23 protein-coding genes are annotated in these 24,203 nt (G+C 58.7%); 10 read left to right on the top strand and 13 right to left on the bottom strand.

From position 1 onward, the window contains the following. Nucleotides 1–51 precede the first annotated feature (51 nt). The 4 genes from ASU33_RS03060 to ASU33_RS03045 all read right to left on the bottom strand — a co-directional run bounded on the left by ASU33_RS03060 (nucleotide 52) and on the right by ASU33_RS03045 (nucleotide 3,044). The gene (locus ASU33_RS03060; protein ID WP_059067995.1) at nucleotides 52–327 is read right to left on the bottom strand and encodes a hypothetical protein; all 276 of its coding nucleotides are present in this window, start codon (nucleotides 325–327) and stop codon (nucleotides 52–54) included. 95 nt (nucleotides 328–422) lie between these two features. Continuing rightward, nucleotides 423–1,817: a sensor histidine kinase gene (locus ASU33_RS03055; protein ID WP_059067993.1), complete on the bottom strand. Its 1,395-nt coding sequence runs from the start codon at nucleotides 1,815–1,817 to the stop codon at nucleotides 423–425. 35 nt (nucleotides 1,818–1,852) lie between these two features. After that, nucleotides 1,853–2,530, bottom strand: a complete 678-nt coding sequence (locus tag ASU33_RS03050) for a response regulator (RefSeq protein ID WP_059067991.1) — start codon at nucleotides 2,528–2,530, stop codon at nucleotides 1,853–1,855. Between the two features lie 73 nt (nucleotides 2,531–2,603). Then, nucleotides 2,604–3,044: a hypothetical protein gene (locus tag ASU33_RS03045; RefSeq protein WP_059067989.1), complete on the bottom strand. Its 441-nt coding sequence runs from the start codon at nucleotides 3,042–3,044 to the stop codon at nucleotides 2,604–2,606. 176 nt (nucleotides 3,045–3,220) lie between these two features. Between ASU33_RS03045 and ASU33_RS03040 the strand changes: the two genes are divergently transcribed. After that, a complete protein-coding gene (locus ASU33_RS03040; protein ID WP_059067988.1) occupies nucleotides 3,221–3,442 on the top strand; it encodes a hypothetical protein in 222 nt (73 codons plus the stop codon). Nucleotide 3,443: 1 nt separating this feature from the next. On the opposite strand, the gene ASU33_RS03035 is transcribed toward ASU33_RS03040, so the two are convergent. Next, nucleotides 3,444–4,388 carry a DMT family transporter gene (locus ASU33_RS03035; RefSeq protein WP_059067987.1) on the bottom strand — a complete coding sequence of 315 codons (945 nt, stop codon included), beginning with the start codon at nucleotides 4,386–4,388 and terminating at the stop codon, nucleotides 3,444–3,446. Nucleotides 4,389–4,549: 161 nt separating this feature from the next. On the opposite strand from ASU33_RS03035, the gene ASU33_RS03030 reads away from it, so the two are divergent. The 3 genes from ASU33_RS03030 to ASU33_RS03020 all read left to right on the top strand — a co-directional run bounded on the left by ASU33_RS03030 (nucleotide 4,550) and on the right by ASU33_RS03020 (nucleotide 9,009). After that, nucleotides 4,550–5,860 carry a replication-associated recombination protein A gene (locus ASU33_RS03030; RefSeq protein ID WP_059067986.1) on the top strand — a complete coding sequence of 437 codons (1,311 nt, stop codon included), beginning with the start codon at nucleotides 4,550–4,552 and terminating at the stop codon, nucleotides 5,858–5,860. A gap of 429 nt (nucleotides 5,861–6,289) precedes the next feature. Further along, a complete protein-coding gene (gene sppA / locus ASU33_RS03025) occupies nucleotides 6,290–8,053 on the top strand; it encodes a signal peptide peptidase SppA (protein WP_059067985.1) in 1,764 nt (587 codons plus the stop codon). A 113-nt stretch (nucleotides 8,054–8,166) separates the two neighbouring features. Beyond that, a complete protein-coding gene (locus ASU33_RS03020) occupies nucleotides 8,167–9,009 on the top strand; it encodes a purine-nucleoside phosphorylase (RefSeq protein ID WP_059067984.1) in 843 nt (280 codons plus the stop codon). Nucleotides 9,010–9,087: 78 nt separating this feature from the next. Here ASU33_RS03020 and ASU33_RS03015 read toward each other — a convergent pair whose 3' ends face one another. Further along, the gene (locus ASU33_RS03015) at nucleotides 9,088–9,939 is read right to left on the bottom strand and encodes a DUF4249 domain-containing protein (protein WP_059067982.1); all 852 of its coding nucleotides are present in this window, start codon (nucleotides 9,937–9,939) and stop codon (nucleotides 9,088–9,090) included. Nucleotides 9,940–9,947: 8 nt separating this feature from the next. After that, nucleotides 9,948–12,290, bottom strand: a complete 2,343-nt coding sequence (locus ASU33_RS03010) for a TonB-dependent receptor (protein WP_078062822.1) — start codon at nucleotides 12,288–12,290, stop codon at nucleotides 9,948–9,950. 260 nt (nucleotides 12,291–12,550) lie between these two features. Here ASU33_RS03010 and fabG point away from each other — a divergent pair, with 260 nt between their 5' ends. Beyond that, nucleotides 12,551–13,300 carry a 3-oxoacyl-[acyl-carrier-protein] reductase gene (gene fabG / locus ASU33_RS03005; protein ID WP_059067981.1) on the top strand — a complete coding sequence of 250 codons (750 nt, stop codon included), beginning with the start codon at nucleotides 12,551–12,553 and terminating at the stop codon, nucleotides 13,298–13,300. 241 nt (nucleotides 13,301–13,541) lie between these two features. Here fabG and ASU33_RS03000 read toward each other — a convergent pair whose 3' ends face one another. The 3 genes from ASU33_RS03000 to ASU33_RS02990 form a co-directional block, all read right to left on the bottom strand. Continuing rightward, nucleotides 13,542–13,934, bottom strand: coding sequence for a hypothetical protein (locus ASU33_RS03000; RefSeq protein WP_149867006.1), 393 nt, complete (start codon nucleotides 13,932–13,934; stop codon nucleotides 13,542–13,544). A gap of 270 nt (nucleotides 13,935–14,204) precedes the next feature. Continuing rightward, entirely contained in the window at nucleotides 14,205–14,570 is a 366-nt protein-coding gene (locus ASU33_RS02995; protein WP_059067977.1) for a hypothetical protein, read from the bottom strand. Nucleotides 14,571–14,579: 9 nt separating this feature from the next. Next, nucleotides 14,580–14,861, bottom strand: coding sequence for a hypothetical protein (locus ASU33_RS02990; RefSeq protein ID WP_059067975.1), 282 nt, complete (start codon nucleotides 14,859–14,861; stop codon nucleotides 14,580–14,582). Nucleotides 14,862–15,075: 214 nt separating this feature from the next. Here ASU33_RS02990 and ASU33_RS02985 point away from each other — a divergent pair, with 214 nt between their 5' ends. The 4 genes from ASU33_RS02985 to ASU33_RS02965 all read left to right on the top strand — a co-directional run bounded on the left by ASU33_RS02985 (nucleotide 15,076) and on the right by ASU33_RS02965 (nucleotide 19,988). Continuing rightward, on the top strand, nucleotides 15,076–17,145 hold the full coding sequence (locus ASU33_RS02985) for a VWA domain-containing protein (protein WP_286130393.1): 2,070 nt from the start codon (nucleotides 15,076–15,078) through the stop codon (nucleotides 17,143–17,145). Between the two features lie 396 nt (nucleotides 17,146–17,541). After that, a complete protein-coding gene (locus ASU33_RS02975; protein ID WP_059067971.1) occupies nucleotides 17,542–17,976 on the top strand; it encodes a hypothetical protein in 435 nt (144 codons plus the stop codon). Between the two features lie 106 nt (nucleotides 17,977–18,082). After that, complete coding sequence (locus ASU33_RS20930) at nucleotides 18,083–18,991, top strand: pseudouridine synthase (protein WP_078062821.1); 909 nt, start codon at nucleotides 18,083–18,085, stop codon at nucleotides 18,989–18,991. Then, nucleotides 18,948–19,988 (top strand): alpha/beta hydrolase, encoded by a 1,041-nt coding sequence (locus ASU33_RS02965; RefSeq protein WP_160328121.1) that lies wholly within the window; start codon nucleotides 18,948–18,950, stop codon nucleotides 19,986–19,988. Before ASU33_RS20930 ends, ASU33_RS02965 begins: the two co-directional genes overlap by 44 nt. A gap of 39 nt (nucleotides 19,989–20,027) precedes the next feature. Here ASU33_RS02965 and ASU33_RS02960 read toward each other — a convergent pair whose 3' ends face one another. Further along, nucleotides 20,028–20,405 (bottom strand): DUF4260 domain-containing protein, encoded by a 378-nt coding sequence (locus tag ASU33_RS02960; RefSeq protein ID WP_059067964.1) that lies wholly within the window; start codon nucleotides 20,403–20,405, stop codon nucleotides 20,028–20,030. Nucleotides 20,406–20,486: 81 nt separating this feature from the next. After that, nucleotides 20,487–21,071, bottom strand: a complete 585-nt coding sequence (locus tag ASU33_RS02955) for a Crp/Fnr family transcriptional regulator (protein ID WP_059067959.1) — start codon at nucleotides 21,069–21,071, stop codon at nucleotides 20,487–20,489. A 335-nt stretch (nucleotides 21,072–21,406) separates the two neighbouring features. Here ASU33_RS02955 and dnaK point away from each other — a divergent pair, with 335 nt between their 5' ends. Further along, complete coding sequence (dnaK, locus tag ASU33_RS02950; RefSeq protein WP_059067957.1) at nucleotides 21,407–23,365, top strand: molecular chaperone DnaK; 1,959 nt, start codon at nucleotides 21,407–21,409, stop codon at nucleotides 23,363–23,365. A 99-nt stretch (nucleotides 23,366–23,464) separates the two neighbouring features. Here the strand turns inward: dnaK and ASU33_RS02945 are convergent, their stop codons facing one another. Beyond that, a complete protein-coding gene (locus ASU33_RS02945; RefSeq protein ID WP_059067953.1) occupies nucleotides 23,465–24,181 on the bottom strand; it encodes a hypothetical protein in 717 nt (238 codons plus the stop codon). Nucleotides 24,182–24,203: the final 22 nt, after the last annotated feature.

Raw genomic sequence — 24,203 nt, 5'->3', positions numbered from 1 at the left:
CAAAGCTGTAGCTACAGCATTAGAGCCGCATTAGGCTAACATTAGAAAAGATTAAAGTCGGGTTTGGGCCGTGGGCTGCTCCTCGCTGAGCAGGCTAACCAACAGGCTGTCTTTGCGTAGCTGCTCGGCCTGGCAGTCGGCCAATTGGCCTCGCATCAGGCGCAGCTCCACCTCCGACTCGTCGGCGCGCGTATCGGCCACCGCCTCTTTATCAAGGCGGTGGTCGGCGTCGGGGTACAGCAAATAGCAGTTCAGACTAGCCGACAACAGCAATGCTGCCAGCAGCAAAAAGGCTGGTAGCTGCGTCGGCCGACGGTGCTTCTTCATGGGCATAAATGCACTGATCGGCCACAAAGGAGGCCGCAGGGCATTAAAGCCACGTGAAAACCGGATTAGAAAAGATTAAGGCTGCCCCCTAGGTGCTAATGGGCCGTTTTGGGCTCGGCAGCCGCTACGTAGGCCGGCAGCCGCACGGTGGCGGTAGTGCCCTGCCCCGGCTCGGAGCTCAGGGTAAGCTCGCCTTTGTGCAGGCGTACCACCTTTTGCGTCATGGGCAGGCCAATGCCGTAGCCCGGTTTGGAGCGGCCGTTTTCGGCCCGAAACAGCGGCTCGAACACGCGCTGCAAAGCCTGCGGCTCAATGCCAATGCCTGCGTCGGCAACGGTTACAACCAGGGTCTTGCGGTTGTGGTAGCCCAGCTCCACCGTTACGGGCTTGCCGGAGTACTTGCAGGCGTTGTCGAGAAGGTTAAATAGGGCCGTGGTAAGCAGGTGCTCGTTGCCGAGCACCATAAACGGGTCTTCCACGTCGTCGGGCAGGTAGCCGAACTGCAGCTGCACCGCGCAGTTGGTGTGCTTGGCTGTGCAGTAATCAATGGCCTGCGTGAGGCATTCATCGAGGCGCACGGGGTTGCGCTTGAAGCTGGTTTCGTCGGCTTTTGCCAGGGCCAATAGGCCGTTGGTCAGTTCGATAATGCGACGCAGCTCCTCGATGGAAGATTGCATGCTGCGCTTGGCTTCGGTCAGGTCGGTGTCGTAGCTCAGCGAGGTTTCGAGGGTACCTAGGGCGTTGGCAAGTGGCGTGCGCAGCTCGTGCGAGGCGTGGGCCACAAAGCTTTTGTGCGCCTCAAAGGCCTGCTCCAGCCCCTCGAGCATGCGGTTGAACGTGATGGCCAGCTGGGCAATTTCATCTTTCTGGTTGCCCTCGTGCACGCGCTGTCCTAGGTTGGAGGCCGTAATACGGCGCACTTCGCGCACAATGCGCGCAATGGGTTTTAGTGATTCTTCGGCGAAGTACCAGCCGGCTACTACCGTGAGGGCCAGCGCCCCAATGTTGCCCACCAGCAGAATCAGCAGCAGCTTGCCCAATTGCTGGTGGCCCACCTCATCGTAGCCGGCGGCAAAAATACGGTAGCCCTGCCCGCGGTGCTCGTAGTACACGCCCAGGCACTCGCGGCCACCGTACTTAAACGCTACTGAGTGGTTAGGCTGTATTTGGTTGAAATGCGCGAGGTTGCCGCGCTGGTCGATGTGGTCGTCGGAGGCGTAGATGAGGCGGCCGTGCGGGCTGAAAATACTGATTTGCTCGCCCGCCTGCGTAAGCAAGTCGCGCCGCCGGAACGCGCTCAGGATGCCGCGCCGCAGGTTGTCGCGCTTCAGCAGAATGCGGCCCGTAAGCTCCACCTTGCCGGCCATGCGGTTCTGAAACTTCTTTTCGCGCGTGGCAGCGTTGAAGTAGTAGATAAACAGCGAAAAGCACAGCTGTATAGCCAGTACCAGCAGCGTAAAGCGCAGAATCAGTTTGTTGCGGATCAGCATCTTGGCCTCTTTCTCTCCTCCCGTTCTTAGGTTGCTTAGCCTTCGCGCATGGTGTAGCCCATGCCCACCACCGTATGAATGAGCTTTGGCGAGAAATCCTTGTCGATCTTCTTGCGCAAGTAGCTCACGTACACATCAATGATGTTGGTGTTGGTGTCGAAGTTCAGCTCCCACACCCGCTCGGCAATATCCACGCGCGTTACGGTTTTGCCACGGTTTAGCAGCAGGTATTCCAGCAAAGAATACTCGCGGGTGGTCAGGTCGATGCGCTGTCCGGCGCGGGTTACGTAACGGCCGTCGAGGTTCATCTCGAGGTCGGCCATGCGCAAAATGCGTTTGGCGGTAGCGGCCTCGTGGTTGCGCTTGCCTAGGGCCCGGGTACGCAGCAGCAGCTCTTTAAACTCGAAAGGCTTTACGAGGTAATCGTCGGCACCGGCCTCGAAGCCAGCCACTTTATCATCGAGGCTATCGAGGGCCGTGAGCATGAGCACGGGCACGTGAGCGTCGTGCTCGCGCAACTGGCGGCACAGCTCAAACCCGTTGATGTAGGGCAAGTTGACGTCGAGAATAACCACGTCGTAGCGGTTGCGGTCGAGCAACGACTTGCCGACGCGGCCGTCGTAGGCTACTTCTATCTCGTAGGCTTCGTTTTCGAATCCTTTTCGGATAAACGAGGCCAGCTTGGGCTCGTCCTCAACGAGTAGTAATTTCATGCAACGGCGGTGCGGGCAAGGTTACCTCCCAACTGATACGAAGTTACGCACGAACCCGAGTTGAGGTGCTTGGCTAGTGCTCATCCGGTCCTGGTTTACTCCCCATCATTCGCACTGTTACCGCCGCAGCATCGGCAATTAAACAGGAGAGCAAGGTGCTGCTTCCGCGTAAAGTCAATAGCATCTTGGCCTCGCTTTGCCGCTGCCCATAAGCTAAGTGGTAGTGACGGCGTACTTCCTGCATCATATTACCAAAGTGCGGGTTCGGCCGGTATATGCCGTTTTCTATCGCCAGCACGATACTCAGGTCGATAAGCGCAACGTAGCAAGTGCCGGACACCTCGTTGTGGGTCAGAGCTAGGTTATTCACTGATATCTGGTCGGTTTCAACCTGAATCAGTATAGCCTGCTCCAGCTCAGGCACGTCGAGTTCGATGCACAACTGCCCTTGTAGGTATCGGTAGCTGTTGAGAACAGAATCGCCGCTTTGGGGTATCAATTCTTCGATCCGCATGGTTGTTGAACTGACTTGATTTTGGCTTTATGGGTTCAAGGCCGGTACCAGCAGAAATGCAGCTGCCGCCGAGAGCACACAAGTCAGCACTAATGTTTCGCGTATTGCCGAGATTTTGCTATCGTTGGCTAACGCACTGCCTTGATGTAAACTCTAATACCCAAGCACCGCTCCGCATGAAGACGCTCCTCACCTTCTGGAAATTGCTGTACCTGCTGCTGGGTGGCTTAGTATTAGCTGGCTTGGGCGTGTTCTTCAAGCTTTCAAACCTCTCGCCGCTGCTGGCCGATGGTGGCCTGCTGCTGGGCCTGAGCTGCGCCTTGCTGGCCAAGGTGCTGTTGATAGTATTGTTTGTACGTTGGGGCTGGCGCGTAAACCGCCAGTTGCTCGACGCCTAGGTCAGTCCTGCACCGGCTCCAGCGGCACCTCCTTGCCAATTATGGTTTTGTGCTTCGGTTTCTGACTTACCAGCCACACCCCGGCAAAAATCAGAGTGCCTTGCAGGGCCCGGCCCCACGTAAGGTGGTCTTTACCTAGGGCCACGGCAATAAGCACGGCCAGAATGGGCTGCAGGTAGATATACACACCCAGCAACGCCGGCGAAGCATGCTTCAGGGCCCAATTGTTGAGCAGGTAGGCTACCACCGTGAGCATGAACACCATATAGAGAATAATAACCCAAATGCGCAGGGGAAGCTCTGCGTAATCGGGCGCCAAAGCCTGCTTGAAGCCGAAGGGCACCACAATAAATGCCCCCACCAGAAAGCTGCGCGCCAGCACCGTAAAGGCGTGGTACTTGCGCATCAGGGGGGCTACCAGCACTAGGTACAGCCCAAAGAAGGTGGCATTAAGCAGAATCAACAGATTACCTAGGGCTACTGATTGGCCCGCGGCACCGGCTGGGCCGCGGCTCAGAATTACCATGGCCGCCCCCGCCCCGGCAATGCCAATACCTAGGGCACGCTTCAGGGTGATACGCTCGCCGAGCAGCACCACCGAGGCCAGCACCACCACAATAGGCGAAATGGTTTGCACCAGCGAGGCGCTGATGGGCGTGGTAAGGTTGAGCCCGCCAAAAAACAGCAGTTGGTTCAGGCCAATGCCCGAAATGCCACACAAAATGGAGCGTATGTTATCGGCACGACCGGTAATGCGCTCCTTGGCAAACAGCCGCGCCAGCACCTCGAATACCACCGCGGCCGTAACCACGCGCAGCACCACAATGCCGTAGGGCCCTACGTAATGCGGCATCACCTCCTTGGAGAGGCTGTAGTTGGCGGCGTAAATCAGCGACACGATAAACAGCGCGGTATGCACGCGCAGTGGGTTTGAGAGCTGATTCACGCAACAAATACTAAGTGGACGAGGGTGCGAAGATGTAGCGCAGGGGCGGCACTTCGCGTATGTGCGGAGCTACAATCGTGTACTGATACGCGAAGTACGGCCTAGGTGCTACATCTTCGTTGTGCCATGGCATCCGCGCTTGCCAGCCTTGCTCCTCTTGTATGAACTCTCTTTTCGACCCACCCGCCGACCAACCACGGCCCGGCGCCCCGCTGGCCGAACGGCTCCGCCCCCGCACTTTGGCCGAGTACGTGGGGCAGCAACATCTTATTGGTGAGGGCGGCGTGCTGCGCCGCTACCTCGAAGCCGGTCGGTTGCCTTCGCTGATTCTGTGGGGCCCGCCCGGGGTAGGCAAAACCACCCTGGCGCACTTACTGGCCTCGCAGCTGAAACTACCGTTTGTGGCCCTAAGCGCCATTAATGCCGGCGTGAAAGATGTGCGCGACGTAATTCAGCAGGCCAAGTCGCGGCGCAATACGGTGCTGTTTATTGATGAGATTCACCGTTTCAGCAAGTCGCAGCAAGATGCGCTGCTCGGGGCCGTGGAGCAGGGCATTGTTACGCTTGTAGGCGCTACTACTGAAAACCCCTCATTCGAGGTAATTCCGGCTATTCTCAGCCGGGCCCAGGTATACGTGCTCGAGCCCCTAGGTAAAGAGGAGCTAACCGGCCTCGTGGACCGGGCCCTGCGCGAAGACGAAGCCCTGCGCCGCCGGCCCGTGCGCCTCGAAAGCTACGACGCGCTGCTGCGCATTTCGGGCGGCGATGCGCGCAAGCTGCTCAATCTGCTCGAAATTGTGGTGCAGGCCGCCAAAGCCAACCCCGAAACCGGCGAGGTGATGGTGAACGACGAAGTAGTGCAACAGCTGGCCCAGCAAAACCTTTCCCGCTACGACAAAGGCGGCGAAATGCACTACGACGTCATTTCGGCCTTTATCAAGAGCATTCGGGGCTCCGATCCCAACGCGGCGCTGTACTACCTGGCCGTGATGCTCGAAGGCGGCGAAGACCCCAAGTTTATTGCCCGGCGGCTGCTCATTCTGGCTTCGGAAGATGTGGGCAACGCCAACCCCAACGCCCTGCTGCTGGCCCAGAGCACGTTTCAGGCCGTTACGGTTATCGGCATGCCCGAGTCGGACATTATCCTAGGTCAGTGCGTGGTGTATTTGGCCACTTCGCCCAAGAGTAACGCCTCGTACACGGCCATTCGGGAGGCGCGGGCTTTTGTGCGGCAAAACGGCGTGGCCGCGGTGCCGCTGCAATTGCGCAACGCCCCCACCAAGCTCATGAAGCAGCTGAACTACGGTGCCGAGTACCACTACTCGCACAATGGCGAAGGCAACTTTGTGTTTCAGGAGTTTATGCCCGATGGCCTCGGCAAGAAGCGCTTCTACACCCCCGGCGACAACCCCACCGAAGCCAAAATGCTGGAGCGCCTGCGCTACTGGTGGGGCGAGAAGTATGGGTATTGATGTAATGCTGTGCGATGTTCGGCGCCGGCGCCACAGGCGCCAGTCCGGAACTGCGCCAACTGCAGAGGCCCCAGGTGCCTATGGCTTACTGGCGCGAGTCTTAGCCCGTAGGGCGCGACTCGTACCGGCGGCATGGAGGGGAGTCTCCAGACTCCCGGGCGTTGCACGATGCCCTAGGTGTCGTTCGCGACACGGGAGTCTGGAGACTCCTACCCATGTGGCCGGCACGGGTCGCGCGCTGGAAGCGCTAAGACTCGCGCCAGTGGGCACCTAGGTGCTTTGGTGTAGTATTTCGTCTGGCAGCCGCATTGTGCCAAATGGTCGTTTTGGCATACTGCGCCGAGCACCGTTCGGCGCTACTTTGTGCAACCCGCTACTAAAACCCTTCTACTTTTGTTTATTAGCCGCTTATATCCTTCTTCCTCAACAATGCGTCAATTTCTTAAATACGTACTGGCTACCATCGTCGGGCTGATCCTGTTTTCGGTGGTGGGCCTGTTCTTGTTCGTCGCAATGGTGGCTGCCCTAGGTAGCTCAGCCGACGAAGTAACCGTGGCCAGCAACTCGGTGCTGGAGCTGAAGCTCGACAAGCCGATTACCGAGCGCAAGCAGGAGGCCGAGTTCACGCCCTTTGGTGCGGGCAACGCCTCCATTGGCCTCGTCAACCTGAAAGAAGCCATCGGCCGGGCCAAAACCGACGACGACATCCGCGGCATTTTGCTGAACCTGGATGTGGTATCGGGCGGTATGGCCTCGCTGGAGGAAGTACGCGACGCGCTGATCGACTTTAAGAAGTCGGGCAAGTTCGTGGTGGCCTACCACGAAACCGGCTCCGAGAAAGGCTACTACCTGTCGTCGGTGGCCGATGAGGTGTACCTGCACCCGCAAGGCCTGCTCGAGTTCAACGGCTTGTCGTCGGAGGTGTTCTTCTACAAGCGCTTGTTCGATAAGCTGGGCGTGGAGCCGTTTATCTTCCGGGTGGGCTCGTTCAAAAGCGCCGTGGAGCCCTACATGCGCGAGAATTTCTCCGACTCGGCCCGTTATCAAACGGTATCGTTCCTGAACTCCATCAACAACCACACCGTGCAGCAGATTGCCGCCGCGCGCAAGCTGCCGGTTGCCCGCCTCAAGGCCGTGCAAGACTCCATGCTGGTGCACAACGCCGAGGATGCCAAGCGCTTCGGCCTCGTAACCAAGCTGGGCTACTACGACGAAGTGCTCGACTACATGCGCACCAAGCTGAACCTAGGCAAAGACAAAAAGCCCAGCCTCATTAGCCTGAGCACCTACAGCAAGGCTGATAAGGATGACGACGAAGTAACGAGCAGCAACCGCATTGCCGTCATTTACGCCGAGGGCGACATCGTGAGCGGCAAAGGCGGCGAGGAAAGCATTGGCGGCACCAAATTCGCCGAGGCCATCCGCAAAGCCCGCCTCGATAAAAAGGTGAAAGCCATTGTGCTGCGCATCAACTCGCCAGGCGGCTCGGCTTTGGCCTCGGATGTGATGTACCGCGAGGTGCTGCTGGCCAAAAAAGAGAAGCCGGTAATTGCCTCGATGTCGGACGTGGCGGCCTCGGGCGGGTACTACCTGGCCATGGGTTGCGACGCCATTGTGGCCCACCCCAACACCATTACCGGCTCGATTGGCGTGTTTGGCGTGCTGCCCAACCTAGGGCCACTGCTCTCCGATAAGCTCGGCATCACCGTCGACCGCGTAACCACCGGCAAGTTCTCCGACATCCCAACGGTAACGCGCCGCCTCACGCCCTTCGAGCAGCAGCAGCTGCAGCACGAAGTAGAGCGCACCTACGCCGATTTCACGAGCAAAGCGGCCCTAGGTCGGAAAATGCCGGTGGAGCGCCTGCGCCGCCTAGCATCGGGCCGCGTGTGGTCGGGCACTGAGGCCAAAGAGCGTGGCTTGGTTGACGTACTCGGCGACTTCGACGATGCCGTGGCCATGGCCGCTAAGCGCGCCAAGCTCGACGAAGGCGACTACCGCCTGCAAAGCCTGCCCCGCCGCAAATCGGCTTTCGAAAGCTTTATGGCTTTACTCGGCGACTCGGAAGAAGCCGAAGCCCGTGCCCTGAAAGCCAAGCTCGGCCCGCTGTTCCCCATCTACGAGCAGTACCGCACCGTTACACAAATGCAGGGCGTGCAGGCCCGCCTGCCCTACGAGCTGCAGATTCAGTAAGCACATTGCCTGAGGCCGGGGGCTTGATGAAAATCAGCCCGGACCCAAATGTTGCGAAGCTCAACTTAGAGCTACTTTTACGCGCCGCCGGCACTTGTCGGCGGCGCTTTTTTATGCCCCAAACTGCCGCCGAACAACTTTCCCAACTGCGCGCTGCCGCCGCATACATTCAGCAACAAGCCGCTGCTTTCCAGCCCGAATTTGGCATCATCCTGGGCACGGGCCTAGGTGCCTTAGCCAAGGAGGTGCAAGTAGAGCACGCGCTCAGCTACGCCGATATTCCGCACTTTCCGGTATCAACGGTGGAAAGCCACGCGGGCCGGTTGCTGCTGGGCACCCTAGGTGGCCGGCGGGTGGCAGTGCTGCAAGGGCGCTTCCATTACTACGAGGGCTACACCATGCAGCAGGTGGTGTTTCCGGTGCGGGTGCTGAAGTTGCTGGGCATCAGCAAGCTGTTCGTGAGCAACGCTGCCGGTGGCCTGCACCCCGAGTTCCGCATCAGCGACCTGATGCTCATCGATGACCACATCAACCTGCAGCCCACCAATCCGCTCGTGGGTCCCAACCTCGATGAGCTAGGGCCGCGCTTCCCCGATATGTTTGCGCCCTACGACGCCGACCTGCTTGCCCAAGCCCAAGCCGCCGCCGCCGACCTAGGGTTTGGCCCGCGCGTGCGCCGGGGGGTGTATGCCTCCTTGCCCGGCCCCATGCTCGAAACGCCGGCCGAGTACCGCTACCTGCGCATTATCGGCTCCGATGCCGTGGGCATGAGCACCGTGCCCGAGGTAATTGCCGCGCGCCACATGGGCCTGCCGGTTTTGGCCGTTTCCGTCATCACCGACCTGGCCAGCCCCGAGCACCTCAAGCCAGTTGATATTCAGCACATCCTCGCCGCCGCCGCCGATGCCGAGCCACGCCTGACTGCGTTGCTGAAGCGCGTGGTGGAACAGCAGTAAGGACTACTGGCAACTCAACAAATCGGGGCCACCGAACCTAGGTTCGTGGCCCCGATTTATTGGTAACTCAGCTTAGCTCTACTCCTTCAAAATAACCCGACGACGCTCGTAACTCAGGATGGTGAACACGCCAATGCCGCCCTCTACCGTGCTGCGCACTTTAGCGGGCTGCCCAAAGGGGTTGCCGTTGGCCGATTGCGCATCGTCAATGGAGCGCAGGAAATCGTAATAGGGCCGCTCGAGGTGGTACAACGCCACGAAGAGCGTATCGTTGGGCGAGAACTCGTAGCTGGTACCAAGCACAAACCGCTGGCCGTTGAGCAGGCGGTCGTCGGGCGTGTAGTCCACCTCGGGGTCGTCGTTTACATGGCGGCGGTGCACCTGCAAGCGGTAAAAATCGACGGTGGCGGCGGGGTCGTCGAACTTGGTTAGCACGTAGGCTTTGCGCTGTTCGCCGGTGCGGTCGTTAAACTTCCACTCCACCGTATCAATAGGCACGATAGCCGGCATGGTGGAGGAGCCAAACAGGTGGCGTCCTTTGGTGTCCTTCACATCGAGGCGGTACGTGTCACCGGGACGGATGGTGAGGCGGCGGCGCCCCCGGTGCGTGAAGAACTTTTTGGTGCCGGCGTTCTGGCCGGGGCCAAAGCGCAGGGTATCAATACGGCCAGTGGGCCCGGTAAGCGTAACGGTTACGTCGGTGAGCAGCTCGTTGCTTGGCTCGCTGAGGTACGGCACCGTTTCGGTAACGGTAATCTGCGGAATCTGGCCCGACTCGAGGTAGCACTCGGCTACCAGCTGGGCGGGCGGCGCGGGCAGCTCCACGTCCACGTCTTTCTGCAAGCCGCAGCTGCTTAGCCAGCCCACCGAAACGATGGCCAGTACAGGCCTAAACAGGCGAAAAGCAGAAGCTGTTGAAGGCAATGGCATCGTTCAGCTTAGAATTTGAAGTTGTAAGTCAGCGACGGAATCACGGGGAACAACGACACCTGGCGGGCGCGGTAACGCAGTACCTCCTCGGTTTCTTGGTCGCGCACCTCATCGATGTAGATGAAGTAGGGATTGCGCCGGTTGTAGGCGTTGTAAATGCTCAGCGTCAGGTCCGACTCGCCGCCCCAGCGCATGGGCCGCAGTTTGTACACCACGCCTAGGTCGAGGCGGTTGTAGCTGGGCAGCCGGAAGCTGTTGCGGTCGGGGTACAAGGGCACGGCCTCCAGCTCGCCGCCAAACACATCTTGCACGGCAATGCGGCCCGTGGGCAGCGTGGTGGGGTTGCCCGAGGTGTACACAAACGAGCCCGTGAGGTTGATGCGCTTGCTGAGTTGGTGCAGCAGCACCAGCGTGAGGTTGTGGCGGCGGTCGTAGGTGGGATAAAACGGTCGGCCGCCGTTGATGCCATCGGTACCGCGCTGGGGTTCAAACTCGCGCTTCGTCCAGGCCAAGGTGTAGCCCAGCCAGCCGGTGGTGCGGCCGTCCTTCTTCTCGAGGTACACCTCGTTGCCGTAGGCCCAGCCGCGCCCGAACAGAAATTCCTGATCCAATTCGGGGTTCACGAACAGCTGCGCGCCGTCGCGGAAGTCGATCTGGCGCTGGGCCCACTTGTAGTACACCTCGTTGGTGAGCAACAGCTTACCACCCGCAAACAGCCAGCTCACCCCTGCCGATACCTGCTGCGAGCGTTGCGGCTTTACCGACAGGCGCGAGGGGTACCAAATATCCGTGGGCAGCGAAGCACCCGAGTTCGTAACCAAGTGTACGTACTGGTACATGAGGGCGTAGCTGGCCTTCAGCGTGGTTTTCGGCGACAAAGTGTAACGCGCGGCCAGGCGGGGCTCCAACCCGCCGTAATCGTTGCGGCCCGAGCGGAAGCCCGAGAGGCGCAAACCGTAGTCGAGGGCCAGCTTATCGGTTACCGTAAAGTTGTCGGCCGCGTACAGGCCTCCCTCCTGCCCGTCGTACTGCACATCCTGGCCGATGTTCAGCTCCTGATCCTGCGAGCCGGCTTGCAGGCGGCCCACCCCGAAGTGGTGCAAAGTGCCGCTACCGCCAAACCGCACCACGTGCTTGCCGCCCTCGGGGCGCCACTCCCAATCGGAGCGCAGGTTGTAGTCGCGGATACTGCTGCTCAGGCCAAAGCTGAACTGATCGAGCTTGTTGGCGATGTTGTAGGTGTAATAAGATGCCGTGGCCGAGGTATTGGTAAAGAACCTAGGGCTGAACACGTGGCTCCAGCGGGCCGTGGCGGCGCGGTTGCCCCACCGAAAATCGAAGTTGAAGCCCTGCGTGGAGTTGAATCCGAAAACGTCGTTGCCGAAGTACCCGCTCAGGAACACCTGGTCCTTGTCGGTGAGTTGGTAATTGGCCTTGGCATTGAGGTCGTAGAAATAGTAATCCGGAATGGGGTTGTAATCGGGGTCGTCGGCGTTTAGCTTGTTGATTTGCCGTGTAAACACATCGAAGTAGGTGCGCCGGCCTGCTACGATAAACGAACCCTTGCCCTTCTTGATGGGCGCTTCCACCGCCAGGCGCGACGAAATTAGGCCGATGCCGCCACTTACCCCTAGGGAGTCGCGGCTGCCTTCGCGCAGCTTCACATCCACCACCGACGACAAACGGCCACCGTACTGCGCCGGGTAGCCCGATTTGTACAGGTCGACGGACTGCACCACATCGGAGTTGAAAGTGCTGAACAACCCGAACAAGTGGTTGGGATTGTACACCACGGCGTCATCAACCAGAAATAGGTTTTGGTCGGCCGAGCCGCCGCGCACGAACAAGCCGCTGGTGCCCTCGCCGCCGTTTTGCACGCCGGGCTTTAGCTGCAGGGTTTTCAGAATATCCACCTCGCCAAACAACGCCGGCAGCAACTTGGCCTCGCGCGCGGTAATGCGCTCGGCCCCCATTTGAGTGGTTTGCAGCTTCTGCTCCAGCGTGCCCGAGCCCTCGATTACAACTTCTTGCAGCTCGGTACCACCCGGCGCAAGCGTAAAATCGAGGCGCTGCGTGTTGCGAAGGTTTACGTCGAGGCTTTGGTTTTGGTAGCCGATAAACGAGGCTTGCACGCTGTGCCGGCCGGTGGGCAAACTCAGTTCGTAGCTGCCATCGGGGTTGGTAGCGGTACCCAAACCTAGGCGCGGCACGGCCACGTTGGCTCCTGGCAAGGCGCTGCCATCGGAGCCACGCACCGTGCCGCGCAGCACCACCTGGGCCAACAAACTAAGCGGTGCCGCCAGCAGGAGCAGCAACGAAAAAACAAATCGGAACGAGCGTAAACGAACCATGAATACAGGTAAAGCACGCGAAGTACTTCGGCGGCCTGAGGCTAACCCACTCATCAGTAGAATAGTTTGATTACTGGCCGGGCGAAATGGTTGCTTGCAAGCACTACGCAGCTTGCGGCTGCAAAGGTGGTAACTGCGCTCTAAGCCTGCTTTTAGTATTGCCCAAACGGGCTTATATAATTCGGATCAGGACTTTAGCTCGCACAAAAAATCCGATAAATCAGCGGCGCAAGCTTCGCCAGTGGTTTAGCTTTGCCTTTATGACCAAACTGCTCGACGGAAAAGTAGCCCTGATTACGGGCGCTTCGAAAGGAATTGGCCGGGCCATTGCCCAGCATTTTGCCCAACTGGGCGCTCAGGTTGCCTTTACGTACCTCTCCAGCGTTGAGAAGGGCCAGCAGCTCGAACAGGAGCTGGCCGCCTTCGGCACCAAAGTAAAAGGGTACCGCTCCGACGCTTCCGACTATCAGCAAGCCGAAAAGCTCGTTGACGATGTAATTGCCGAGTTCGGCAAGCTGGATGTGCTCGTGAACAACGCCGGCATCACCAAAGATGGCCTGCTGATGCGCATGAGCGAGGAGCAGTGGGACCAGGTGCTGAATGTGAACCTGAAATCGGTGTTCAACCTGACGAAAGCCGCCACCAAGCCCATGATGCGCGCCAAATCGGGTTCCATCATCAACATGACCTCGGTGGTGGGCATCAAAGGCAACGCTGGCCAGGCCAACTACGCGGCTTCTAAGTCAGGCATCATCGGCTTCACCAAGTCGGTAGCTTTGGAGCTAGGCTCGCGCAACATCCGTTGCAACGCCATTGCCCCAGGCTTCATCGAAACCGAAATGACCGGCGAGCTAGACCAAAAAGTGGTTGACGAGTGGCGCAAGGCCATTCCGCTGAAGCGCGGCGGCACCCCCGAAGATGTAGCCAAAGCCACCGCCTTCTTGGCCTCGGACGACTCGGCCTATATCACCGGCCAAGTGCTGCAGGTTGACGGCGGCATGCTGACCTAGGGTTTGCAGCTAGCTGTATTTATCAAAGGGTTTCGTTAATCCTGCAATCGAAGCGGATAATAATCTTACTCTTTCTTGCAAAACTAGCGCACAGTAAAAAAGCAGCCGCCCCCTAGGGAGCGGCTGCTTTTTTACTGTGCATACCCAAGTAGAGCTTCAACCAGTGAACACTCATATGCTCGCCATGCCAGCAATTTTGCGGGTAACGGACTGCTAAGCCTGTGTCGATATTCAGTTATAGCTATTGCTTAGATGGCAAGTAGAAGGTTACCATCTTCACATCCCCGTCCGTTTCGGTAATCGTTTGGTATTCAAAGTAATTACCCGCTTCGTTCGTGTAGCTTGCTCTAAACGACAGCTTCTTATCGGGCGGACATGTGGCTTTTCCAACCCAGCGAGCAACTGTCCCAGCGCCCTGATCTGTAACCGCCATCGAGACTACAGTCATCAGAACGGGGCAATCCAAGCCTGTTACTGCCCCCCCTTGTTCCCATTGGGCACCAACTGCTAACTGCCCCATAGGATCGGCACTAGGAACATTAGGTGTTACTTCGTCTGCGGCCTTCTGACAGCTTCCGAACAGCAAAATCATAGGTAGTAAAGCAGCATACCCGAGGTGTTGAGAGTGTTTCATAATCGTTGCGTAAAAGGTGTTAAAGATTCACTTGCAATAAGTTAAGGTTAACAAGTTTAACATTTTAAACTATTTTTATAAAAAATTATACTAAACAAATAATTTCATAATATTACATCCTGTATATTGCAGCTAATAAAGGTTCACCTTGACGCATTTAGTACAGCAGCAAATGCGCGAACGAGACGGTAGGCAAGTGGCACTGCTGGGGCGCGTGATTTAGCCGGTGCAAAGGTTCAACAGGGAGGAGCTAGTGACGGTGGCAAGGCGTTAGCAACCCATGTACCGCTCAGGGCTGTAGCGCCCCAGCATTTGTACCGCTGTTGACATTTGTTCTGCCAGGAATGGGTCCGCCGCCGCAAAAAAGGCTGTTTCTATTTTGCTTGCAATTTGGTCGGCCACTAACCATTGTAGCACCTGTGGCGCAAGATCAGTCCGTTTATCATGCGCCGAAAGCCGACCGTTTTTCTTCAGGTAGTCAAGGTTATAGTAGACAAAAAGTCCTAACCTAATTAGCCCCGATGAGGGTGCCTGCTCCCAGCGGCACAGTAACTCCTTCAGATCGGGATACACGTTTGCTATAGCTCCGAAGTAGTCACCGCAGAAAGCATCCGCTCGTTCGTCGGACGTAGTCAATATTTCATCCTAAAGGGCCAGTAGATACTCTGCCACGGCAGCCTGCTCCTGCTGGGGCCAAGTATGCCACTTGCCGTAGTTGAGCTTATCTAAGGCTATCCACTCTTCAAACCCCAATGAAAATTGAGCAAGCAGCTCAAAGATGCGCGGCAAAAAGTGCTTGAAGTCATTTACATCGCCCCACGTCGTCATGACTTTGAAGTGGAAAATCCGCAGATCTTCTTCGGATAACTCTCGCAAGGCAGTAGCGGCAAGCTGCTGATTCCATTGATGTAACACAGCACCATACATTGGCTGCCCTCCATCGCGGGGTTTAACGGATACCGCGCAAATCCCTTGTAAAGCTTATCGATGGCCAGGCATAACCTCAGGTGCATTGGTCCGACGTGATTCATCCGGCCTAACTTAGCGCACCGGGCGTTATTTACGCCTCTTCCGACTCCGTGCCGCGCAACCGTTTAGCTTGCAGTGGAGTTCTTGGTATTCCACTTGCTGATTTCGCCCGTTGCTGACGACCGCCTACTCCCCTTGGTTTCTCCTGCTGTGCTTGGCCGTAGGCGCTGGCTATGCGGCGTTGCTGTACTCCAAACGCGCACCCTGGAGCAAAGCCGTTAACTACGGCCTTGCCTTCCTGCGCTTTACCTTGGTGAGCCTCCTCTGCTGGCTGCTCCTAGGTCCGATTATCCGGCGCAACAGCACCACCGAGGAGGCACCCACCGTGGTATTCGCCGTCGATGATTCGCGTTCGGTACCGCTTTATACCGCTGATACGACTAGCTTGCGCCGTACGCTCACGGGCCTCGATGCCATGGCGGCGCGCCTTCGCGATGCTGGCTACGAAGTTCAGCTGCGTACCCTCGATACAGCCTCGCCCGCGCAGGCGGCACAACTGCGCTTTCGCCAATCGGCCACCAACCTCGACCAACTGCTCACGGGCTTGCAGGAGGGCTACCAAGGCCGTAACCTGGCCGCCGTGGTGCTGGCCTCCGATGGCCTGGCCAACCAGGGCCGCCCGCCTGTGTATGCCGACTTCACCTACCCCATTTACCCGCTGGCCCTAGGTGACACCGTGCCCCGCCGCGACTTGCGCGTAACAGACCTGCGCTACAACCGCGTGGCTTTTTCGGGCAACCGTTTCCCCATCGAGGCCGAAATTGGCTACGATGGTTTTAGCAGCGGGTCGGCTAATGTGCTCATCCGTGAGAACGGCCGCGTGCTGGCTCGCCAAACGGTGCAGCTCAACCCCAACCGCCGCCTGCAGCGCACCCAATTTTTGCTGACAGCCGCTGCCCCCGGCAAGCACCGCTACGAAGTGTTGGTGGAGCAGCAGCCCGGCGAGTTTACGCTGCTCAACAACGCCCGCAACGCCTACGTGGAAGTAGTGAAAGGCCGCCTGCGCGTGCTGCTGGCCGGCGCCGTGCCCCACCCCGACCTGAAAGCCCTGCGTGCTGCGCTTATCCAGAACGACAATTTCGACGTGACGCTGGTGCTGCCCGGCATTTCGCCACTGCGCGCTAACCAAGATTACGACGTGGCCGTGCTACACCAACTGCCCAGCCGCACCGCCGAGGGCCGCGACATTGTGCAGTACGTACGCACACGCCGCTTGCCGGCCTTCTACATCCTAGGCGCCCAATCCGACCTAGGCGCCTACAACAACCTAGGTACCGGCGTGCGCGTGAACGGCGGCACCGGCCCCGATGCTTCGCCCGTGCTCAACCCCAATTTCACGCGTTTTGCCCTAGATGCCGGTGTAGCCTCGCGCCTGACGGATTATCCGCAAGTGCCCGTAGTGGGCACACCGCAACTAGGCGGGGGGGCAGAAGTAATCTTGCGTCAGCAGGTAAATGGCACGCGCACCACCCGCCCGCTGCTGGTAGTAGCCGGCCAGGCGGGCCAGCGGCAGGCCACCTTGCTAACCGACGGCAGCTGGCAGTGGCGCCTCGAAGAAGCCGCCACCCACGACGACAAGCCCAGCGCCTACGATGGCCTGATGACGCGCCTGCTGCAGCTGCTCACGCAGGATAGCCGCCGCAAGCGCCTCGATGTGTACCCCACGCAGGACGCATTCAACACCACCGATGAGGTAACCCTAGGTGTCGAGACGTACAATGCCGTGTTTGAGCGCGTGTACGGGCAGCGCATTACCCTTACGCTCACCGACGAGCAAAACCGTCCGCGCACGTTCAACTTCACCAACCGTGAAAACGGCGGCCCCCTGAACCTCGGCACCTTGCCCGGTGGCCTCTACCGCTACACCGCCCGCGCTACCGTAGCCGGCCAAGCCCAGGAAGACCGCGGCGAGCTGCTGGTGCAGGAGCAGCAACTGGAAGCCGCAGCCTCGCGCGCCGACCACAACATGCTCTACCAACTGGCGCAACGTAGCGGCGGCCGCCTTTACTACCCCGCGCAGCTGCAGCAGCTTGAGCAGCAATTAATACAGGCCAAATTCAAGCCGGTGCTTTACACGCAAGAAGAGCTTAAGGATATTATCGACGAAAAGTGGCTGTTCTTCCTGCTGCTGGCGTTGGCTACGGCCGAGTGGGCCATTCGGCGGTACTCGGGGAGTATTTAAGACTGTCACATTTGATGAGGGGCTACTCTTACCTGATTTGACGCCTATACCGATGGTTGTACACCGGTGGCCATGACCAAGGCCGATACAACCGCAAGGATTCACTGTATAGGGCAGCGAAGCTCATGTTGATACCAACCATTGCATGGTTGTGTGCAGCCAGCCTGCTTCTGTTTGACTACCTCCGGTTTCAACTTAGTTCAGCCGCAACGTTGATGTTGGTTGCCATCTGTGGTACTGTAGGCGCTTGGCTACCCTTTCATTCTATCAAATCGCGTAAGTGGCGTCATTACGAACATAGCTTTGACAGTTACACTACTTGGCAGCGCAGAGGCGGGGACATTGTCGTACTGAGCATCTTTGCTGCTACTCCGTTTCTATACTTTGCTCTTTAACATGGACTACCCTACCGCCCTCGAACGCATTCAGCGCCACGCTGGCACTTCCAAGAACAAGCCTTCGGCCGACGATTTTTTGCAAACGCTGTTCCTGATCAGCGACAAGAAAGGATTCCGGCCGGTGCAGCCTTTGGCTGAGAACATTTTGGACTGCTTCGAGGTCGTGAATGTGCACCTCAATGGCGAGCAGCCCTCCGAAGCCGCAGCCGAGACCAAAGCACAGACCCTCGATCGTGCGCTGGTTTACGCCGTAAATAACCTGCTGACCACCGGCCGCAAATACGCGGAGTGGGTTGAGCGGGAATCGGGGTTTGAGGTGGCCGATGTGCAGGAAATGAGCCGTGCAGTAAAAGCCATTGAATTAGGCTGGAACTTCGTGTTGGCTGGTGAGTTCGATTCGATTAGGCGCGAAGTAGCCAACTGGCTGGAGTAAGCACCGGTAAACTAGCGCCGAATAGCACTCCGCGCCCCATCGGTACTGCACCTATACAAGCAGCCATGGCGGAGTGCCATCCGGAACGCCGTACCTTTGAGGCAATATGCGCTACATCCTCGTCAACAAACCTTACGAAGTCCTGCCCCAGTTTACCGACGAGGCCGGCCGTGCCACCCTTAAGCAGTTCGTGGCGGTGCCCGACGTATACCCCGTCGGCCGCCTCGACTATGATTCGGAGGGCCTAATGCTGCTCACCGACGACAAACAGATGCAGTTCCGGTTGGCCGAGCCGCGCTACAAAGTACCCAAAACCTATTGGGTGCAGGTAGAAGGCGAACCTACCGAGGAAGCTTTGGAGCAGCTGCGCCGCGGCGTTCAAATCAAAGATGGCTTTACGGCGCCGGCCCAAGTGCGCCTGCTGCCGGAAGGGCCAGCTGGCCTGTGGGAGCGCAGCAAGCCTGTACGCTTCCGCGCCAACATTCCCACAAGTTGGATTGAGCTGACCATTTCGGAGGGTATGAACCGACAGGTGCGCAAAATGACTGCCGCCGTCGGCTTCCCAACGCTTCGCCTAATTCGGGCCGGCATTGCTTCGCTTACGCTAAACAAGCTGGCTCCCGGGCAATGGCGCGAGCTTACGGCAACCGAAATTCAAACCCTAAAGCAGCTTACAGCGGCCAACTTGCCCGGCGAAACCGCTCCGGCTCGCAAAAAGCCCACCGAGCGCTACGACCCCAATTTTGAACAGAAGGTGGCTGCCCGCAAAGCCGCGCAGGCCGCCCGCACAGGTGGCAAGTTTGGTGCATCGCGAGGCCCCAAGAGCGCCGGCAGTGGCCGCTCCACCGATGGGCCGGGTAGCGCGCGTGGTGGCCGCTCGGCTGGTGCTGCTCCGCGGGGCAGCAAACCCACCGGAGGCAGCACTGCACCGCGCTCAGGTGGTAGGCCTGCGGGCCCAACCCGCTCGGGCAATGGCTCCTCATCAGCAGGCCGGGGTACGCGTGGCTCGCGTTAGCCATTCCACATCAAAGCAGCGGCGCCGTTTGTACTGGCTGGTACGAGCGGCGCTGTTGCTTTTCGTGCTGATCAACGTGGTTGCGTTCAATCATGCGTGGCGCTTTACGCACTTTTCGGCCCAACCGGGCCGGCACACGATCAGTCCGGAACAATTATCGTTGGCCGATAAGCTGTGGGTACTAGCCACGGGCATTCGCAACCCCAAGCCTATTCATGCGCAGCCGCCAGCCTTTGCTTACCGCACGTTTTACATCAGCAGCCCCAACGGTAAGCTCGAGTGCTGGTACAGCCCGGTACCGCAAGCGCGTGGCACCGTGGCGCTGTTCCACGGCTACACCAGCGACAAATCGCACCTGCTCCGCGAAGCTGCCTACTTCCGCCACCTAGGATATTCGGTGCTGCTCACCGATTTTGCCGGTGCCGGCGGCTCCGAGGGCTACCGCATCACTGTGGGGTACCGCGAATCGTACGATGTGGCCGCGGTGGTGCGCTGGTTACAGCAGCAACAACCTAGGCAGCGCGTGGTGCTTTACGGTGTGAGCATGGGCGCCGTAGCTATTCTGCGGGCCGAAAGCGAGCTAGGTGTGCAAGCCGCGGCTAACATTATCGAATGCCCTTACGGCAGCATGCTGCAAACTGCCCAGAACCGCTTTGCCTCGATGGGTGTGCCGGCTTTCCCAATGGCCAACTTGCTGGTGTTTTGGGGTGGTGTACAAAACGGCTTTTGGGCGTTTGACCTTTCTGCCGAAGCCTACGCGACCAACATCACGATGCCAACGTTGCTTATGTGGGGCACCGCCGACCCGCGCGTGACGCGCCAGGAAACCGATGCCATCTTCGCGGCCCTAAGTGGCCCCAAGCAGCGCCACGACTTTGCCGGCAGCGGACACGAACCGTATTGGCGCAAGCACCGCGAGGCGTGGCAGCAAACCATTAGTGCATTTTTGCTCCCTCCTATCGCAGTTTCATGTTCTTCGCAGCTCGCGCCTAGGTAGCGTAATGCCCTAGGTACGCCAGCAGCATGGGTAGGGCAATTAGGCAGTTTGTTGCTGCGGAAGCATCGCGCGCCCAATGCGCCCTAGGTGCGTATCCTGAAAGCCAGTTGCGTACTTAAGCCCGTAGCCAAGCAGGCGGTCGAAGGAAGCATGCGTGAGCAATACCGTGCTAGCTAATAGCAACCCAGGAACACCCAAAACCCAGCCCGCAACGCCGCAGGCTATAGCCAAGGCTTTGTGGTGGAAAACATTGTAGCTGATGGCGCCTACCCGCGGGCCAGCCAGGTAGCCTAGGGCACTTAAATCGGGCAGCAGAAAAGCAGCGGGCAGCACCCACCAGGCGTAGGGCAGGTGGGCAAACACAGCTACAGCCAGCAGCAGTTCGGCTAGTTCTTCGGTTTTCAGCAGGGTTTTCATGACCACGTCGGAATTGTAAAGTGAACACTCCAAAGGTCTGGCCACCCACCTATGGCCGACGATAACAAAAGCTAAGAAAACCTACTCGCCGCGCGCCACGCGGGCTCTTATTCGGCTCAACGACACGGGCGTAATGCCTAGGTAGTTGGCCACCAAGTGCTGCGGAATACGCTCCAGGATCTTGGTCTTGCCGGAGGTCAGCAACGCCCGGTACCGTTCTTCGGGCGAAAGCAGCAGTTGCTCCACCAAGCGCGCATCGGTGCCCAGCAAGTGGTACTCGGCCACGAGACGACCAAACCTTTCGTACACCGGAAACTGCTCGTACAACCCGCGCAGCACCGCGTAGTCGAACACCACCAGCTCGGTGTCCGTCAGGGCTTGTATGCTGAGTTGGCTGGGCTGGCCGGTTAGGCAGCTGGGGTAATCGGCCAGCAAGTGGTTTTCGAAGAAGAAATAGGTGGTGCGCTCCTCGCCGTCGGGCCGCGGGTAAAACAAGCGTAAGGCTCCGCTAACCACCAGCGCCACTTGGGGGCGGTATTGCCCGGCCTGTACGAAATAGCTGCCGCGCATCAGTCGCTCAGTTTTCAAAACGGCAGCAAGCGGCGCCCACTCGGCATCGGTAAGCTGCGGCACAAACCGGTGCAGGTAGGTGAGTAATGAATGCATGCCGCCAAATTACTCGCCCGATTGGCACGGGCGCTACAGCGCATCGGGGAGCGGCCGTAGCATAGGCTCCAGTTATAGAATCGACTTTAATCACAGAGGTAGCTTGAGTAATTGCGCCAAACGCTGCGTACAACTCTGAACATCTGTCGGCTCCGCTTTCCCGTAAGACAATTTTCGTCAGCAACTGGCTAACTCAAACACAGCACCGGTGACAATCTGACAGCCAAAACGGCAGGTTTTGGCCTTGGTACGCTGCTTGTAACTAGCCCCGCAGCCGCCCGCACCTAGGGCAGCTTGCTAAACTAAGACACCTTCACTCCTACTCATCCATACCAATGGGAAAGATTATCGGTATTGACCTCGGCACGACCAACTCGTGCGTGGCCGTAATGGAAGGCAACGAACCGGTTGTAATTCCGAATAGCGAAGGCCGCCGTACGACGCCGTCGATTGTGGCCTTTCTCGATAATGGCAAAGGCGAACGTAAGGTAGGCGACCCTGCCAAGCGCCAGGCTATTACCAACCCGCATAACACCATTCAGTCGATTAAGCGCTTCATGGGCCGCCGTTTCTCGGAAGTAACCGAGGAAACCAAGCACGTGGCGTACCAATTGGCCAGCGGCTCGAACAACACCGTGGGCGTGCAAATTGGCGACCGTCAGTACACCCCGCAGGAAATTTCGGCCATGGTGCTTCAGAAGATGAAGCAAACCGCCGAAGACTACCTCGGCCAGCCCGTAACCGAAGCGGTTATTACCGTGCCGGCTTACTTCAACGACGCCCAGCGCCAGGCTACCAAAGAAGCCGGTGCCATTGCGGGCCTCGATGTAAAGCGCATCATCAACGAGCCCACGGCTGCTGCCCTGGCCTACGGCCTCGACAAAGACCACTCGAACCACAAAGTGGCCGTGTACGACCTCGGCGGTGGTACGTTTGATATTTCCATCCTCGAGCTCGACAACGGCGTGTTTGAGGTGCTGAGCACCAACGGCGACACCCACCTAGGTGGCGACGACTTCGACCAGGTTATCATCAACTTCTTGGCCGATCAGTTTGCTTCGGAAAACGAAGGCATGGACCTGCGCAAAGACGCCATGGCCCTGCAGCGTTTGAAGGAAGCCGCCGAGAAAGCCAAGATTGAGCTATCGTCGTCGACGGAAACGGAAATCAACCTGCCCTACATCACCGCTACGGCTACCGGCCCCAAGCACTTGGTGGTGAAGCTGAGCCGCGCCAAGTTCGAGCAACTGGCCGATTCGCTGATTCGCCGCTCGATGGAGCCCGTACGCAAGGCTCTGCAAGACGCTGGTCTGTCGGCTTCGGACATTAACGACGTGATTCTGGTAGGTGGCTCCACCCGCATTCCGCGCATCCAGGAAGAGGTAGAGAAGTTCTTCGGCAAGAAGCCTTCGAAGGGCGTTAACCCCGACGAAGTAGTAGCCGTGGGCGCTGCCATCCAAGGCGGTGTACTGACGGGCGAGGTGAAGGACGTGCTGCTGCTCGACGTAACCCCGCTGAGCCTCGGCATCGAGACGATGGGCGGCGTGATGACCAAGCTCATCGAAGCCAACACCACCATCCCGACGAAGAAATCGGAAACCTTCTCGACGGCTTCGGACAACCAGCCTTCGGTAGAAATTCACGTACTGCAGGGCGAACGTCCGATGGCTTCGCAGAACCGCACCATCGGCCGCTTCCACCTCACCGACATTCCGCCGGCACCCCGTGGCGTTCCGCAAATCGAAGTAATCTTCGACATCGACGCCAACGGTATCCTGCACGTAACGGCTAAGGACAAAGGCACCGGCAAGGAGCAGAAGATCCGCATCGAAGCTTCGTCGGGTCTGTCCGACGCCGATATCGAGCGCATGCGCCAGGAGGCCCAGGCCAACGCCGACGCCGACAAAGCCGAGCGCGAGCGTATCGATAAGCTGAATCAGGCCGACTCGATGATCTTCCAGACCGAGAAGCAGTTGAAAGAGTACGGCGACAAACTGAGCGCCGGCAACAAATCGGCTATCGAATCGGCACTGGCTGATCTGCGCTCGGCCCACGAAAGCAAAGACGTAGCCCGCGTTGACTCGGCCATGGAGGCCATCAACGCTGCTTGGCAGGCGGCTTCGCAGGAGATGTACGCTCAGAGCGGCGCGCAAGGTGGCCCGCAGGGCTACCCCGGCGGCGACGCCAGCGGCTTCCAGGGCGGCCAGCCCGGCGGCAACGGCCAGCAGGCCCAAGGCGCCCCGCACGACAACGTGACGGACGTAGATTACGAAGAAGTGGACGGCAACAAGTAATTGCTGCCAACCGCGAACTGTGGCGAAAAGGCCGGGGATCTGCTCCCCGGCCTTTTTGTTTTTTTACCCTCCTAGGTGCGGCAGCCTGCCGGTAACTGCTTAGCCCAAGAAGCCTTTAGGCGTCCAGCTCATCGACTGCTCCGACTCGGGGTCCACGTCCTCGAGGTACAGCTTGGGTACGCGCACCGTGCGGCGCTGCGGCGCCGGCTGCGGCTGTCCCTCGGCGGGTTGCACTTGTAGCACCTGTTGGCCAGTGAGCATGTTGGTGCTGAGGCTTTTGCTGGAGCCGTTGGCCCGGTCGACACTGGTATAATCCTCGCCAATGAGTCGTACGCGGCTACTGTTCGGTTCGAACCGAAAGCGCTGCAGCACATTGTAGGCCCAACGCGAACCCGCGTAGTGCGACACCAGCAGCACGCCCCGCTCAATACTCAGTTCGGGCTGGATGCCTTCGCCACCTAGGGCACCAAAGCAGCTGGTGCAGTAGAGCAGCTTTGACCCTACCCCCACGCGGCGCAAGTTGCCGTCGGGCTGGGTCAGCAACACCATTAGTGCCCGGTAGCGGGTGTCATCTTGCGGGTCAGGCGATTGTTGCTCAATTAGCATGAGCACCTTATCGGGGCGCTTGTCGGTGTTCAGGTCGCCCGAGAGTTGCCGTTCTAGCTTCCACCCCTTCGGCACAAAGGCTGCTACTTGTGCAGCCGTAGCGGGTAGCCGGTTGGCATCAAGCACGCGGTGTTCTGCCTGCATGGGGCTCACGGTAGTTGGCTGACCTAGGGAAGTTGCAATCAGCAGTTGCAGGGCTGTGTAGAGCATAAGCTAAAAATAAGGGGGCGCA

Source organism: Solirubrum puertoriconensis, from assembly GCF_001483135.1.
GTDB lineage: Bacteria > Bacteroidota > Bacteroidia > Cytophagales > Hymenobacteraceae > Solirubrum > Solirubrum puertoriconensis.
This window is presented reverse-complemented; position numbering and strand designations above follow the sequence as displayed.